The organism is Pseudomonas sp. FBCC-B545, from assembly GCF_059134095.1.
The window spans coordinates 5,875,673-5,889,941 of record NZ_CP101441.1 but is presented as its reverse complement, the minus strand read 5'-3'; the positions used below and the strand labels follow the sequence as shown (position 1 = coordinate 5,889,941).

Here is a 14,269-nt window from a genome sequence, read left to right as displayed (position 1 = left end):
GACACCATGGCAGGCTCGCGGCACTCTCTGCGCTTGCCATGGATCCCGGTAGCCTTCATGTTCAAACACCTGCTGCTCGCCCTCGCCAGTTCCTCCATGCTCATGGTGGCTACGGCACACGCCGATGAATCGTCTGACACTTCCCTGGTGCTGCTGACGGAAAATTTCCCGCCCTACAACATGGCGAAAAACGGCAAGAACTTCGCCAAGGACGAGAACATCGAAGGCATCGCCGTGGACATCGTGCGCGAGACCTTCAAGCGCGCCGGCATTTCCTACAACCTCACCCTGCGTTTTCCTTGGGAGCGAATCTACAAGCTCGCCCTGGAAAAGCCCGGCTACGGTGTATTTGTCATGGCGCGGCTGCCGGACCGTGAAGCCTTGTTCAAATGGGTCGGCCCCATCGGCCCGGATGATTGGGTGTTACTGGCCAAGGCCGACAGCAAGATCCAGCTCAACGACCTTGAGCATGCCCGCCGCTACAAAATAGGCGCTTACAAGGGCGATGCGATTGCCGAAACATTGGGAAAACAGGGGCTCAATCCGATTGTCGCCCTGCGCGACCAGGACAATGCGCAAAAACTCATGGACGGCCAGATCGACCTGTGGGCCACCGGCGATCCCGCTGGCCGTTACCTGGCGCGTCAGGTTGGCGTGACAGGGCTCAAGACCGTGTTGCGGTTCAATAGCGCGCAGCTCTATCTTGCGTTGAACAAGAACGTGCCTGATGAGGTGGTCGCCAAGCTCCAGGCGGCGCTGGATGAGTTACGCAAGAGCGGTCGTGTAGAGGAAATCATGGCGCGTTACCTCTAAAGCTGGCAGTTCCCTTGCAGCGCAGGGGAATCAGCAGAATAAACGCGGTCAAAAATGTGGGAGGGGGCTTGCTCCCGATGGCGGAGTGTCAGTCAATACATTCGGGGCTGGCCCACCGCATCGGGAGCAAGTCGAATCGTCGCACCGCCCCTCCCACATTGGATCTTCGCAACCTTCATTTAGCGGTAAATGCCGTCTTTGCCGTGCCCGGCCATAGCCCGATTACTGCGCACACTGATCATCAACTTGATATCGATCCACTCCACGCCCTGGGCCTTGAGCTTGGGCAGTTCGCGCTCCAGCACCGCCAGGGTCTGTGGGTAAGGGTGCCCGATCATCACCGCCGACCCCTGCTTATGCGCCAGCTTGATTGCGGTTTGCAGTTGGGTGGTAATCGCCGCCTCGGTGCGTTCGTCATCGAGGAACACATCCCGCGAAACATGCGCCAGGCCAATCTTCTGCGCCTCGGCGGCGGCGACGGTTTGCGCGCTGGTACGGCTGTCTACGAAGAACTTGTGACGTCGCTGCAGCTCGGCCATCAACCATGCCATCGCCTGCGGCTGCGCGGTCATGCGGCTGCCCATATGGTTGTTGATGCCGGCTGTATAGGGCACGGCCTGGAACGCGGCGTCCAGGCGCTTGCCGAGTTCTTCCACCGGCAGTTCTGGGTGCCAGGCGAAGGGCCCGGTGGCCGGGTCCATGGGCATGTGCAGGATCACGATCTTGCCGGCCTTGTGGGCCTCGCGGGCGAATTCGGCGGCGTGGGGCGTGTCGGGCATGATCGCGGTGGTTACCGGCCCAGGCAGGGCCAGCACACGACGATCCCGGGTCAGGTTTTGCCCGAGGTCGTCGATGATGAGGGTCAGGTAGGCTTTGTGTGGCTCGCTGGCCGAGGTCGCTTGAGCGACCCCGGCCAGGCTGCACAGCACAGCGATGATCAGGAAAAAACGCATGATCAACGGCTGCGGGTGATGCTCAGGCCCTTGAGCAGGCTCAGCGCCTGGGCCAACTGATAGTCATCGTCCTGCGGCATCGGCTTGGCTTTGGCGCTGCTGCCGGTCGGCTGGTCGGCGCCGCCGTTGCCATTGCCCAGGTGACCTTGCAGGTCGGCCTCTTTGTAGTACTCGCTGTCGATCTCGTTGGTGATCTTGGCCTTGCGCACTTCGATGTCCGGCACGATGCCCTGGGCCTGGATCGAGCGGCCGTTCGGCGTGTAGTACAGCGCCGTGGTGATCTTCAGCGCCCGCTCGTTGTTCAGCGGCAACACGGTTTGCACCGAGCCCTTGCCGAAGGTGGTGGTGCCCATCAGGACGCCGCGCTTCTGATCCTGCAAGGCGCCGGCGACGATTTCCGAGGCCGATGCGCTGCCGCCGTTGATCAGTACCGCCAGCGGCACGTTCTCGCTCAGGTCGTTGCCGGTGGCCGAGAAGCGCAGTTCGGAGTTGGCGATACGACCCTTGGTGTAGACAATCAGGCCCTTGGTAATGAAGTGGTCGACCACTTCCACCGCCGATTGCAACACGCCGCCTGGGTTGTTACGCAGGTCGAGCACGATGCCGTTGAGTTTCTTGCCGTTGTCCTTGCGCAGCTTGGCCAGGGCCTTGGCCACTTCATCGCCGGTCTTGACCTGGAACTGGGTGATGCGGATATAGCCGTAGCCAGACTCCAGCAATTGGCTCTTGACGCTCTTGACCGTGATGGTCGCACGGGCCAGGGTCACGTCAAACGGGTTGCCGCCGTCGCGTACCAGGGTCAGGGTGATTTTCTGGCCGAGCTTGCCGCGCATCTTGTCGACGGCCTCGGTCATGCTCTGGCCGCGGGTCGGCTGGCCGTTGATCTTCACGATCAGGTCGCCGGCCTGGATGCCGGCCTTGGACGCCGGAGTGTCGTCGATGGGCGAGACCACTTTGATCTGGCCGTCCTCGGAGCCCACTTCGATGCCCAGGCCGCCGAACTCACCGCTGGTGCTTTCCTGCAGTTCGGCAAAATCTTCCGGGCCCAGGTAGGCAGAGTGCGGGTCGAGGTTGCTGAGCATGCCCTTGATGGCATTTTCCAGCAGGGTCTTGTCGTCTACGGGTTCGACATAAGCTGCCTTGATCCGGTCCATGACCTCGGCAAAGGTGCGCAACTCGTCCAGCGGCAACGGTGCCTTGGTAGTCGCGGCCATGGCGGCGGGCGCAGCCGGTGCGGCCTGGTCGGCAAAAGCCAGAGGCGCGCCGATCACCAGGGCGATCGTCAGTGCCAACGAAGTGAGGCGGGACAAATGCAGCATGTCGAACGAACTCCTAATGTAGATGCGACCCTATCCTTGGGATCTGCACCATTGTGCAGGATCGCTCGGGCGACCCTGCTGACGAATAGCGAAGTACAGCGCCGGGGTGTCCTGGCCGCCACTGGTACCGACAGTGGAGATGGATTCACCGGCTTTTACAACATCACCTGCCGACTTGAGTAATGTCTGATTGTGGCCGTAAAGGCTCAAATAGCCATTGCCGTGGTCGAGAATCACCAGCAAGCCGGCGCCCCGCAGCCAATCGGCAAACACCACGCGCCCACCGTGGACGGCATGGACTTGGCTGCCGGCCGAGGCGCTGATCATCACCCCATCCCACTTGGCGCGGGTGTCATCGCCACGGGTTTCACCGAAGCGTGCCAGTAGTCGACCATCAACTGGCCATGGAAGTTTGCCCCGGGCTGATGCAAAAGGGCCGCCGAAGGACTCGCCGCTGCTGGACACCAGCGGGCCAGGGGCTGCGCGTGCCGGTTTGCGCGGTGCTGGCGCGTCGCTGCTGGCGGCCAGTTCGGCCTCACGCTGGCGCTTTTTTTCCGCTTCCTGCTGGGCGATCAGCGCTTTTTGCCGCGCCTCTTCGGCCTCGCGGGCCTGGCGGGCCAGGGTTTCTTCGATGGTCTTGAGCACTTTGGCCAGGTCGGCCTGGTCCTGCTCGCGGGCCTGGAGCTTGGCGTCGCGGGCTTTCACGTCGTTGTTGAGCTTGGCCAGCGCTTGCTGGCGTTCCTTGCGTACCTTGTCCAACTGGTCGCGCTGGGTATCCAGGGCGCTTTTCTGGTCGAGCAGTTGTGACTGCTGGTCGGCAATTTCCTGTTCGACATTGGCCAACTGGCGCAGGGTTTCGTTAAAACCCTTCAATTGCGCCAGGCGCGCCTGGCTCAGGTAATCGTAATACGTGAGGGTGCGGGCGAATTTTTCCGGGTTCTGCTGGTTGAGCAGCAGCTTGAGGTATTCCTGGCGGCCGCTCTGGTACGCGGCACGGGCCTGGATCGCGATCAGGCGTTGCTGTTCAACGCGTGCGCTCTGGAGTTTTTTTTTCTCAGCGTCGAGTCGCTCCAGTTCCGACTCGCTCTTCTTTAATTCTTTTTGCAACTCCTGGACCTGCTTCTCGAGCTTGCCCATTTCGGTTTCCGTGCCGCGCAGGTCTTTCTGCACGCCGGATTTTTCTTCCTGGAGCTTGCCCAGCAGCTTTTTCAGCTCGGCAATGTCCTGACGCGTAGCGTCCAGTTGTTGTTGGGTTTGTGCGCGCTCATCGGCAAAGGCCGGTTGGAGCAGGCAGACAAGAGCGAGGGTTATCAAGGCGCGAAGCATAGAGGCGGGCGACACCAGGGAAAGGGACGGCCTAGTATGCCCGCCAAGCGCTGCAAAAAAAACGCCCAATTGGGGCTTGCGGGCAAGATAGGTGCCGAGTGGCAGTGGTATGGCAAAAAGATATCTACCAAACGCTGCAAAGCTAATGTGGGAGGGGGCTTGCTCCCGATTGCGGTGGGTCAGCTACTTATAAGCTGACTGATACACCGCTATCGGGAGCAAGCCCCCTCCCACACTGTTTTGTGGTGATGTCGAAATCAGACCAGGATTGAGGTCCCGGTCATCTCCTTCGGCTTCTCCAGCCCCATCAGCATCAGCATGGTCGGCGCCACATCCGCCAGCACGCCGCCATCACGCACCTTGAAGTTGCGTTTGCCAACGTAGATGAACGGCACCGGCTCGGTCGTATGGGCGGTATGCGCCTGGCCGGTGGACTCGTCGGACATCTGCTCGCAGTTGCCATGGTCGGCGGTGATCAACGCTTCGCCGCCGACTTTTTCCAGGGCGTCGACAATGCGGCCAACGCACAGGTCCAGGCATTCAACGGCCTTGACCGCCGCTTCCAGGTTGCCACTATGGCCGACCATGTCGCCGTTGGCGTAGTTGACCACGATCACGTCGTAACGCTGGTTGTCGATGGCATCGACGATCTTGTCGGTGACTTCCGGCGCGCTCATTTCCGGCTGCAGGTCGTAGGTGGCGACTTTTGGTGACGGGATCAGGATGCGCTCTTCGCCCGGGAACGGTTCTTCACGGCCGCCGGAGAAGAAAAAGGTCACGTGGGCGTATTTCTCGGTTTCGGCGATGCGCAGCTGGGTCTTGCCGTTCTTGGCCAGGTAGTCGCCCAGCACGTTTTCCAGGCTGCCCGGGGCGAAAGCCGATGGGGCCGGGATGTTGGCGGCGTATTGGGTAAGCATGACGAACTCGACTTTCGGCTGGCGTGCGCGCTCGAAGTCCTTGAAACCCTCATCGACAAACACATGGCTCAACTCGCGGGCACGGTCGGCGCGGAAGTTCATGAACACCACGGCGTCGCCATCTTCGACCTTTACCGGCTCGCCGATGGTAGTGGCCTTGACGAACTCGTCGCTTTCGCCGCGGGCGTAGGCGGCTTCCAGGCCTTCCTGGGCGGTGGCGGCATGGAATTCGGCCTGGCCGTCGACGATCAGGTTATAGGCCTGGGACACGCGGTCCCAGCGGTTGTCGCGATCCATGGCGAAGTAACGGCCAACCAGGCTGGCGATACGGCCCTTGCCGAGGGCGGCGAAGGTGGTGTCTAGCAGTTCGATGGACGATTGCGCGCTTTTCGGCGGGGTGTCGCGACCGTCGAGGAAGGCGTGCAGGTAGATCTTGTCAGCCCCGCGCTTGAAGGCCAGTTCAGCCATGGCCACCAAGTGGTCCTGATGGCTGTGTACGCCGCCGTCGGAGAGCAGGCCCATGAAGTGCACGGCCTTGCCGGCGGCGACGGCTTTATCGACCGCAGCGCAGATGGTCGGGTTCTCGAAGAACTCGCCATCGCGGATCGCTTTGGTGACACGGGTGAAGTCCTGGTATACCACTCGTCCGGCGCCGAGGTTCATGTGGCCGACTTCCGAGTTGCCCATCTGGCCGTCCGGCAGGCCCACGTCCATGCCGGAACCTGAGATCAAACCGTTGGGTACGGTGGCGGCCAGGCGATCCAGTACCGGCTTGTTGGCCGAGTACACGGCGTTGTCGTGGTGGCTTTCACTGTGTCCGAAGCCATCGAGAATTATCAGGACCAAAGGTTTAGGCGTAGTAGTCATAGATCCTCTCGCGGCGGTAATAAAGGAAGACAATTGAAAAGGGAGTGGCAGTTTAAAGCGAAGTTCCAACCACGTCACCGCTTTACGGGGGTTGGCCGCCCCTGGCGCCTGTGTATACTTACCGCCATTTTAACGCCCTGGAACCTCCTTGATGGTTGATCACCTGATTGCATTTGCCACTGCCCACTACCTGCTCGTGGGTGCCTTCGTCATCCTGCTGGCGCTGCTGATCGCTCATGAACTGAGCCGCGGTGGTCGCAGCCTGAGCACGTCGGAGCTGACCGCGCTGGTCAACAAGGATGAGGCCGTTGTCGTCGATATTCGCCCGGCCAAGGATTTTGCCGCCGGTCATATCGTCGGTGCCCTTAACATCCCGCAGGACAAGCTGATCGCACGCTTGGCCGAGCTGGAAAAATACAAGGCCAAGACCATCATCCTGGTCGACGCCCAAGGCCAGCACTCCGGCACCCACGCCCGCGAGATGCTCAAGTCCGGCTTTACCGCCGCCAAGCTGTCGGGTGGTATCAGCAGCTGGCGTGGCGATAACCTGCCGCTGGTGAAGTGATATGAGCCAGGTTGTCGTGTATTCCAGCGATTATTGCCCTTATTGCATTCGAGCCAAGCAGTTGCTCCAAAGCAAGAAGGTGGCCTTCGAAGAGATCAAGGTCGATGGCAAGCCCCAGGTGCGCGCTGAAATGGCCCAGAAGGCCGGCCGCACGTCGGTCCCGCAGATCTGGATCGGCGCCAGGCATATCGGTGGCTGCGATGACCTGTTCGCCCTGGAGCGCGCCGGTAAACTCGACGCGCTGCTGCTCGTCTGACTTCTAACCCCTTAAAGACCCCAAGATAGAGAAGGATCTGCGATGACTGACCAACAGAACACCGAAGCAGCAGAAACCCAAGGCCCACAGTTTTCGCTGCAGCGCATCTACGTGCGTGACCTGTCGTTCGAAGCGCCGAAAAGCCCGGCCATCTTCCGTCAGGAATGGACCCCAAGCGTTGCGCTGGACCTGAACACCCGTCAGAAAGCCTTGGAAGGCGACTTCCACGAAGTCGTGCTGACCCTGTCGGTTACCGTCAAGAACGGCGAAGAAGTAGCCTTCATCGCTGAAGTGCAACAGGCCGGTATCTTCCTGATCCAGGGCCTGGACGAAGCGTCCATGAGCCACACCCTGGGTGCGTTCTGCCCGAATATCCTGTTCCCGTATGCCCGCGAAACCCTGGACAGCCTGGTCACCCGTGGCTCGTTCCCGGCGCTGATGCTGGCTCCGGTGAACTTCGATGCTTTGTACGCCCAAGAGCTGCAGCGCATGCAACAGGAAGGCGCGCCGACGGTTCAGTAATCTCGAACCCGACGCAGCACCCAATGTGGGAGGGGGCTTGCTCCCGATAGCGGTGGAACAGTCACTTAGATGTCGACTGACACTCCGCCATCGGGGGCAAGCCCCCTCCCACATTTGTTTTGTGTGTTACTTGAAACCGAGCTGACGCCAGCCTTCGTAGACGGCGACGGCCACGGTGTTGGACAGGTTCAGGCTGCGGCAGCCCTCGCGCATCGGCAAGCGCAGGCGGTGGCCGTCGGGCAGGGCGTCGAGCACGTCGGCCGGCAGGCCACGGCTTTCCGGGCCGAACAGGAAGGCGTCGCCTTCGGCAAAGCTGGCATCATGAAACGGCCGTGAGCCCTTGGTGGTGAACGCAAACAGCCGTGGATGGCCCAGGCTTTCCAGGCAGCTGGCCAGGTCGGCATGGCGCTGGAGGGTGGCGTACTCGTGATAGTCCAACCCGGCGCGGCGTAGGCGCTTGTCGTCCATGTCAAAGCCCAGCGGCTCGATCAAATGCAGGTGGCAGCCACTGTTGGCGCACAGCCTGATAACGTTGCCGGTATTCGGCGGAATTTCTGGTTGAAAAAGGATGACGTGAAACATGCACGGCTCCGAAGGCAAAGATGCGCTGCATTCTACCCCTGAAGACGACCCCAGGCCGAAGCTATTGCCGAGGGTCTTGGGTTCGTTGGCGATTGTCGGCTTGATGATTGGCCTGATGATTGGTCGCCTGACCACCCCAGACCCGGTTGAGCTGCAGCAAATAGAGACGGCGACGGACGGCATCGTGGTGTGGTTCAACAGCGAGCCCAAGCTGCATGGCGAACATATTGATGGCACCGTGGCGCTGCTGTTCGACGCACTGGGCAAGCCTGCCGGCGGGCAACTTAAGGTCAATGACAAGGATGTGAACTGGCGCCTGCGCAAAACCGATGGCGGTTTGCTGCTGAACCTGGTGGCGGCGCGGCCATTGCGAGGGGAATGGAAAGGCGAGCAGGTCGATGACCGCTGGCGGCTGGAGGTCCATCTCCAAGAGCAATAAAAGAGGGAGTTCCCGGCCTGCCTGTACCAGGGCTCCCAAAAGCGTGAAGCCCAAGGGCTCCGTATAAAAGAGGGGATTCTCGGCCTGCCTGTACCAAGGTCCCCGAAACTGGGTCGTACCAGGGTTATTGCAGGGGGCGTGCCAGAGTCGTCGATTTGTGCCAAATAATGTCTTCAGAAAGCCCAAAGCACCGGATTACGGGGCTTTGGTGTTTTTGCAGCTCAATATTTTCCGGGCTGTTCGGTTGTTTCATCTTTGAAAGGTCTGCCCGATGCCGGTTCATGGTGCATCGAAGCGGTGCACAATCCTGCGGCCTTGTAGAGATCCAAATGTGGGAGGGGGCTTGCTCCCGATAGCGGTGTATCAGTCAGCAACTCTGTAGCTGACCCACCGCCATCGGGAGCAAGCCCCCTCCCACATTAGACTTTCCAGTGGATCTGGGAGGTGTGATCAGGCCTCATCACCCTCGTCGTCATCCCCGCCATCCACCTTCATCCCCAGCTCCTTGATCTTGCGCGTCAGGGTATTGCGTCCCCAACCGAGCAACACTGCCGCATCGCGACGGCGACCGGCGGTGTGCTTGAGGGCAGTCTCGATCATGATCCGCTCGAACGCCGGAACGGCGCTGTCCAGCAGGTTCGACTGGCCGCGGGCCAGGGCCTGGTCGGCCCATTGGCGCAAGGCCTGTTCCCAGTTGGTCACCGGGGCCGAATCCTGCGGCAGGCTGAGCAGCTCAGGCGGCAGGTCGCTGATATGCACTTCGCGCCCGGACGCCATCACGGTGATCCAGCGGCAGGTGTTTTCCAGCTGGCGCACATTGCCGGGCCACGGCAGGTTCTTGAGGTATTCCTCGGTCTCGCTTTTGAGCAGCTTCGGCTCTACGGCCAGCTCCAGGGCGGCGCGGCTGAGGAAATGGCGGGCGAGGGTGGGAATGTCTTCGCGGCGGTCCGACATGCGTGGGATATGGATGCGGATCACATTGAGGCGATGGAACAAGTCCTCACGGAATTTGCCCGCGTGTACCAAAGTTTCCAGGTTCTGGTGGGTGGCCGCAATGATGCGCACATCGACCTTGACCGGCGTATGCCCGCCGACGCGGTAGAACTCACCGTCTGCCAATACCCGCAGCAAGCGCGTTTGGGTATCGGCCGGCATATCACCGATTTCATCGAGGAATAGCGTACCGCCGTCGGCCTGTTCAAAACGCCCGCGCCGCAGGTTGGCGGCGCCGGTGAATGCACCTTTCTCATGACCGAACAGCTCTGACTCCATCAAGTCCTTCGGGATCGCCGCCATGTTCAGCGCGATAAACGGCGAGGCCGCCCGTGGGCTGTGGCGGTGCAGAGCATGAGCCACCAGCTCTTTGCCGGTACCTGACTCGCCGTTGATCAGCACGGTGATGTTGGAGTGGCTCAAGCGCCCGATGGCGCGAAAAACCTCCTGCATCGCCGGCGCTTCACCGATGATTTCCGGGGTGCGGGTCAGGGTGGGCGGGGCCTCCTGGTTCTGTTGTTCCTGGGCGTGCTGGTTGGCACGCTTGACCAGCGCTACGGCCTCATCCACGTCAAACGGCTTGGGCAGGTACTCAAAGGCGCCGCCCTGGTAGGACGCGACAGCGCTGTCCAGGTCCGAGTGCGCAGTCATGATGATCACTGGCAGGCGCGGGTGCTGCTCGCGGATGCGTGCGAGCAAGTCCAGGCCACTGGCGCCGGGCATGCGGATGTCGGAGATGATCACGTCCGGCTGCTGGCGCGCCAGGCGGCTCATCACGCCGTCGGCGCTGTCGAAGCTCTGGGTGGTCATGCCTTCCTGTTGCAAGGCTTTCTCCAGGACCCAGCGGATAGAACGGTCGTCATCGACGATCCAGACAGTTTCACTACGGCTCATGTCGTGGGGGCTCCTTGTTCCAATGGCAGGAAGATCGAGAACGTGGTGTGGCCAGGATGGCTTTCACATTCGATCAGGCCCTGGTGCTGGCTGATGATGTTCTGGGTAATGGCCAGGCCCAGCCCGGTACCGTCCGGGCGGCCGCTGACCATGGGAAAGAAGATGGTTTCCTGCAATTCGGTCGGGATGCCCGGGCCGTTGTCGATGATCTCGACCTTGGTTACCAGGCGATGGCGCACATGGCCGATGGTGAACTGGCGCAGGGCGCGGGTGCGCAGGCTGATGCGGCCCAGGCGCAGCTCGTTCTGGCTGCTGATGGCCTGCATGGCGTTGCGCACGATATTGAGCACCGCCTGGATCATCTGCTCGCGGTCGATCAATACGTCGGGAATGCTTGGGTCGTAGTCGCGTACCAGGGTGATGCAGCCCTGGCTCTCGGCCTCGACCAACTGGCAGACGCGCTCCAGCACCTCGTGCACGTTGGTCAACGCCAGGGACGGCAGCTTGTTGGAGCCGAGCATGCGGTCCACCAGGTTGCGCAGGCGGTCGGCCTCTTCGATGATGACGTTGGTGTAGTCCTTGAGATGCTCCTCCGGCAGCTCGCGGGCCAGCAACTGCGCGGCGCCGCGAATGCCGCCCAGGGGGTTCTTGATCTCATGGGCCAGGCCGCGTACCAGCATCTTGCTGGTTTCCTGCTTGGACAGTTGCGCCTCTTCCTTGGTGATGCGCAGCAATCGGTCGCGAGGATGCACTTCGAGCAACAGCAGGGTGGCGCCGTTGCTCAGGATCGGGGTCACGGCGTAATCGACGGTCAGGGTCTGGCCGGTGAGAGCAGTGAGCATTGCTTCGCGCTTGGTGAACGGGTGCGCCTGCTCCACCGCCTGGCGCAACGAGCTCAAGGCCTCGGCCGACTCGGTGAACAACTCGCTGATGAACTGCCCATGGCTGCGCTGGCCGCTGATGGCCAGAAGCATCTCGGCCGCCGGGTTCATGTACTCAAGGCGCAGGTCGGCATTGAGCAGGATGGTCGCGGTGGTCAGGTTGTCGAGTAACAAACGGTGCAGTGCATCGCTGATGGTCATCGGGACCTCTTTTGGAGCAAGGCGCGGGCTTGAGGCACACGCTGATACGAGGAAAATGCAAAAACCAAACCAAGGCTCCGAAAAGAAGCGTTAAAGCCCTGAAATAGGCGTTTGTGGCGCGAAACTGTCGCGTTCTGCCAGCTTGAACGGGAAGATTCGAACCAAAATGGGCTGTGGCTGGAGTGAGGGTGCAACCTATCGCACCAATATAGTGCGGTTTTGTGAAGGTTGTTCAGGAAGCTGCCAGAGATGGCCCTGAATGCATACAGCCCAAATGTGGGAGGGGGCTTGCTCCCGATAACGGTGGGTCAGTCAAACCAATGTCGACTGACACACCGCTATCGGGAGCAAGCCCCCTCCCACATTTTTACCGGGTTTGCAGGGATTAACCTTTGTAGATGCAGAGTTCGGCGGTGGCACGAATCATCGCCAGTTGCCGCATCGGATCATTTAACGGTGCATGCACCGCTTCGGCCAGCCACTGCGGGCACTGCGGGTCGGTGCGTTGTGGGCTGAAGTCGGCCAACTGCTGCAACAGGCGCTTTTGCAGTTCATCCAGCTGCGGGCGAATCTGCTTGACCAGGTCCGGGCGCGGATCGTCAGGCGCCTTGCCCTGGAACTGCCAGTCGGACAGGTGGGTGTATTGCACCAGTTTGTTCGCTTCGATCTGTGCCGAGAAAAACTGCTCGGCGGCGGCGGGGTCAAGCTTGTAGCTCGGGGCTTGGGCGACGACGCTGGCGATCACTTCCTGCTCGCGTTTTTGGTCTTCGACGGGCTTGTGGCTGTCCCATTTGCTCAAGGCCACCTGGTCGGCAATCTCCAGGCGTTCGGCGATGCTGTTGAGCAGTGGCTCCAAGGTAGGTGGGGCGGCGTAAACACCGGCGCTGACGAACAGCAGGGCGAACACGAATTTATGTTTCAACGCAGATCTCCTTGTGGGAGGGAGCAAGCCCCCTCCCACCTTTTTGATTGGGTTTGCAGATTTGAAGCTGCATAACTCCCAGGCAAAAAAAAGACCTCCCGGAGGAGGTCTTTTTCATCACGCCACGTTAAGCAGCGCTACCGGATCAGCAGCTGTAGTACAGCTCGTATTCCAGTGGGTGTACGAAGGTGCGAACCTTGATTTCTTCTTCGCTTTTCAGCTCGATGTAGGCATCGATGAAGTCGTCGCTGAATACGCCGCCCTTGGTCAGGAACGCACGGCCCTTGTCCAGCTCTTCCAGGGCTTCTTTCAGGCTGCCGCACACTTGTGGGATCTCTTTGGCCTCTTCAGGCGGCAGGTCGTACAAGTTCTTGTCGGCGGCATCGCCTGGGTGGATCTTGTTCTGGATGCCGTCCAGGCCGGCCATGACCAGGGCAGCGAAGGCCAGGTATGGGTTGGCCGCTGGGTCCGGGAAACGCGCTTCGATACGGCGAGCGCGAGGGCTGGACACGTAAGGAATACGGATCGAGGCGGAACGGTTGCGGGCCGAGTAGGCCAGCATTACCGGCGCTTCGAAACCTGGCACCAGACGCTTGTAGGAGTTGGTCGACGGGTTGGTGAAGCCGTTCAGGGCCTTACCGTGCTTGATGATGCCGCCGATGAAGTACAGGGCGGTGTCGGACAGGCCGGCATAACCTTCGCCAGCGAAGGTGTTCTTGCCTTCTTTGGCGATGGACAGGTGAACGTGCATACCCGAACCGTTATCGCCGTACAGTGGCTTAGGCATGAAGGTCGCGGTACGGCCGTAGGCATCGGCCACGTTATGTACGCAGTACTTCAGGGTTTGTACTTCGTCAGCCTTGGCGACCAGGGTGTTGAACTTCACACCGATTTCGTTTTGGCCGGCAGTGGCCACTTCGTGGTGGTGAACTTCGATGACCAGGCCCATTTCTTCCATGGCGTTGCACATGGAGGTACGGATTTCGTGGTCGTGGTCGAACGGCGGAACTGGGAAGTAGCCACCTTTGATGCCCGGACGGTGGCCCTTGTTGCCGCCTTCGATGTCTTGGTCGGACATCCACGAACCCTGTTCGGAGAAGATCTTGAACATGGAACCGGAGATATCGGACTTGAACTTGACCGAGTCAAAGATGAAGAACTCTGGCTCAGGACCAACGAATACGGTGTCACCGATACCGGTGGACTTCAGGTATTCCTCGGCACGCTTGGCGATCGCACGTGGGTCGCGGTCGTAGCCTTGCATGGTCGAAGGCTCGATCACGTCGCAGACGATGATCAGGGTTGGGTCTTCGGTGAACGGGTCGAGCACGGCAGTGCTGTCGTCCGGCATCAGGATCATGTCGGAAGCTTCGATGCCTTTCCAGCCAGCAATGGAGGAGCCGTCGAACATTTTGCCTTCTTCGAAGAAAGCGTCATCCAGCGCGTCGCGAGCCGGCATGGTCACGTGGTGCTGAGTGCCTTTGGTGTCCGTGAAGCGCAGATCAATCCATTTAACGTCATGATCTTTGATGAGTTGAACCGACTTCGACATGGTGTCCTCCGGGTGGCTTCGGGCTGGGTAGTGGAGTTAGCCCTTAGAATGTGGGTGATGCCGGCGCGGATACTCCGCCATGGCAACCTGCCTCACAAGAGAGCAAATTGCATGCCAGTGCGCCAACATGGCCGTTTTGCCTCAAAATGGCCCCTATAAAGGTGCAATCCGTCAAAACGCAATAAATAGCGCACTGCAATGTAGCGTTTATTTGTGCAAATGACCCGTTTTGGTGCGTTGCACAAGCGGTGCATATTAACTGGTTAA

At 60.4% G+C, this 14,269-nt stretch carries 14 protein-coding genes; 5 read left to right on the top strand and 9 right to left on the bottom strand.

Annotation, left to right across the window (positions count from 1 at the left end; translation table 11 throughout):
* Positions 1 to 57 precede the first annotated feature (57 nt).
* The gene (locus NMB39_RS27055; protein ID WP_046070504.1) at positions 58 to 813 is read left to right on the top strand and encodes a substrate-binding periplasmic protein; all 756 of its coding nucleotides are present in this window, start codon (positions 58 to 60) and stop codon (positions 811 to 813) included.
* Positions 814 to 992: 179 nt separating this feature from the next.
* Here the strand turns inward: NMB39_RS27055 and NMB39_RS27050 are convergent, their stop codons facing one another.
* The 4 genes from NMB39_RS27050 to gpmI all read right to left on the bottom strand — a co-directional run bounded on the left by NMB39_RS27050 (position 993) and on the right by gpmI (position 6,195).
* A complete protein-coding gene (locus tag NMB39_RS27050; RefSeq protein ID WP_494339840.1) occupies positions 993 to 1,766 on the bottom strand; it encodes a divergent polysaccharide deacetylase family protein in 774 nt (257 codons plus the stop codon).
* 2 nt (positions 1,767 to 1,768) lie between these two features.
* Complete coding sequence (locus NMB39_RS27045) at positions 1,769 to 3,085, bottom strand: S41 family peptidase (RefSeq protein WP_494339841.1); 1,317 nt, start codon at positions 3,083 to 3,085, stop codon at positions 1,769 to 1,771.
* A 30-nt stretch (positions 3,086 to 3,115) separates the two neighbouring features.
* Entirely contained in the window at positions 3,116 to 4,411 is a 1,296-nt protein-coding gene (locus NMB39_RS27040; RefSeq protein ID WP_046070507.1) for a murein hydrolase activator EnvC family protein, read from the bottom strand.
* 257 nt (positions 4,412 to 4,668) lie between these two features.
* A complete protein-coding gene (gene gpmI, locus NMB39_RS27035; protein WP_057025457.1) occupies positions 4,669 to 6,195 on the bottom strand; it encodes a 2,3-bisphosphoglycerate-independent phosphoglycerate mutase in 1,527 nt (508 codons plus the stop codon).
* Positions 6,196 to 6,346: 151 nt separating this feature from the next.
* On the opposite strand from gpmI, the gene NMB39_RS27030 reads away from it, so the two are divergent.
* From NMB39_RS27030 to secB, 3 genes are read left to right on the top strand one after another with little or no spacing between them, the layout of a single operon-like run.
* Positions 6,347 to 6,760, top strand: a complete 414-nt coding sequence (locus tag NMB39_RS27030; RefSeq protein WP_057025458.1) for a rhodanese-like domain-containing protein — start codon at positions 6,347 to 6,349, stop codon at positions 6,758 to 6,760.
* Position 6,761: 1 nt separating this feature from the next.
* Entirely contained in the window at positions 6,762 to 7,016 is a 255-nt protein-coding gene (gene grxC, locus NMB39_RS27025; RefSeq protein ID WP_057025459.1) for a glutaredoxin 3, read from the top strand.
* A gap of 42 nt (positions 7,017 to 7,058) precedes the next feature.
* The gene (secB, locus tag NMB39_RS27020) at positions 7,059 to 7,538 is read left to right on the top strand and encodes a protein-export chaperone SecB (RefSeq protein WP_043047290.1); all 480 of its coding nucleotides are present in this window, start codon (positions 7,059 to 7,061) and stop codon (positions 7,536 to 7,538) included.
* Between the two features lie 126 nt (positions 7,539 to 7,664).
* On the opposite strand, the gene NMB39_RS27015 is transcribed toward secB, so the two are convergent.
* Positions 7,665 to 8,120: a tRNA (cytidine(34)-2'-O)-methyltransferase gene (locus tag NMB39_RS27015; RefSeq protein WP_046070509.1), complete on the bottom strand. Its 456-nt coding sequence runs from the start codon at positions 8,118 to 8,120 to the stop codon at positions 7,665 to 7,667.
* Here NMB39_RS27015 and NMB39_RS27010 point away from each other — a divergent pair.
* Positions 8,119 to 8,559, top strand: coding sequence for a hypothetical protein (locus NMB39_RS27010; RefSeq protein ID WP_494339842.1), 441 nt, complete (start codon positions 8,119 to 8,121; stop codon positions 8,557 to 8,559). The two genes, NMB39_RS27015 and NMB39_RS27010, sit on opposite strands and share 2 nt — an antisense overlap.
* A 450-nt stretch (positions 8,560 to 9,009) precedes the next feature.
* Here the strand turns inward: NMB39_RS27010 and ntrC are convergent, their stop codons facing one another.
* From ntrC to glnA, 4 genes are all read right to left on the bottom strand, one after another.
* Positions 9,010 to 10,446, bottom strand: coding sequence for a nitrogen regulation protein NR(I) (gene ntrC, locus NMB39_RS27005; RefSeq protein WP_003187806.1), 1,437 nt, complete (start codon positions 10,444 to 10,446; stop codon positions 9,010 to 9,012).
* Positions 10,443 to 11,528 (bottom strand): nitrogen regulation protein NR(II), encoded by a 1,086-nt coding sequence (glnL, locus tag NMB39_RS27000; protein ID WP_494339843.1) that lies wholly within the window; start codon positions 11,526 to 11,528, stop codon positions 10,443 to 10,445. The genes ntrC and glnL overlap by 4 nt, the downstream gene beginning before the upstream one ends.
* A gap of 385 nt (positions 11,529 to 11,913) precedes the next feature.
* Positions 11,914 to 12,450 (bottom strand): chorismate mutase, encoded by a 537-nt coding sequence (locus NMB39_RS26995; RefSeq protein ID WP_464005950.1) that lies wholly within the window; start codon positions 12,448 to 12,450, stop codon positions 11,914 to 11,916.
* Between the two features lie 145 nt (positions 12,451 to 12,595).
* Positions 12,596 to 14,002: a glutamate--ammonia ligase gene (gene glnA / locus NMB39_RS26990; RefSeq protein WP_034117297.1), complete on the bottom strand. Its 1,407-nt coding sequence runs from the start codon at positions 14,000 to 14,002 to the stop codon at positions 12,596 to 12,598.
* Positions 14,003 to 14,269: the final 267 nt, after the last annotated feature.

Coding starts and splice junctions, on each gene's coding strand:
- NMB39_RS27015 (WP_046070509.1), bottom strand. CDS start 8,120: ATGTTTCACGTCATCCTTTTTCAACCAGAAATTCCGCCGAATACCGGC.
- NMB39_RS27040 (WP_046070507.1), bottom strand. CDS start 4,411: ATGCTTCGCGCCTTGATAACCCTCGCTCTTGTCTGCCTGCTCCAACCG.
- NMB39_RS27045 (WP_494339841.1), bottom strand. CDS start 3,085: ATGCTGCATTTGTCCCGCCTCACTTCGTTGGCACTGACGATCGCCCTG.
- NMB39_RS27030 (WP_057025458.1), top strand. CDS start 6,347: ATGGTTGATCACCTGATTGCATTTGCCACTGCCCACTACCTGCTCGTG.
- glnL (WP_494339843.1), bottom strand. CDS start 11,528: ATGACCATCAGCGATGCACTGCACCGTTTGTTACTCGACAACCTGACC.
- NMB39_RS27050 (WP_494339840.1), bottom strand. CDS start 1,766: ATGCGTTTTTTCCTGATCATCGCTGTGCTGTGCAGCCTGGCCGGGGTC.
- ntrC (WP_003187806.1), bottom strand. CDS start 10,446: ATGAGCCGTAGTGAAACTGTCTGGATCGTCGATGACGACCGTTCTATC.
- secB (WP_043047290.1), top strand. CDS start 7,059: ATGACTGACCAACAGAACACCGAAGCAGCAGAAACCCAAGGCCCACAG.
- NMB39_RS27010 (WP_494339842.1), top strand. CDS start 8,119: ATGCACGGCTCCGAAGGCAAAGATGCGCTGCATTCTACCCCTGAAGAC.
- NMB39_RS27055 (WP_046070504.1), top strand. CDS start 58: ATGTTCAAACACCTGCTGCTCGCCCTCGCCAGTTCCTCCATGCTCATG.
- gpmI (WP_057025457.1), bottom strand. CDS start 6,195: ATGACTACTACGCCTAAACCTTTGGTCCTGATAATTCTCGATGGCTTC.
- glnA (WP_034117297.1), bottom strand. CDS start 14,002: ATGTCGAAGTCGGTTCAACTCATCAAAGATCATGACGTTAAATGGATT.
- grxC (WP_057025459.1), top strand. CDS start 6,762: ATGAGCCAGGTTGTCGTGTATTCCAGCGATTATTGCCCTTATTGCATT.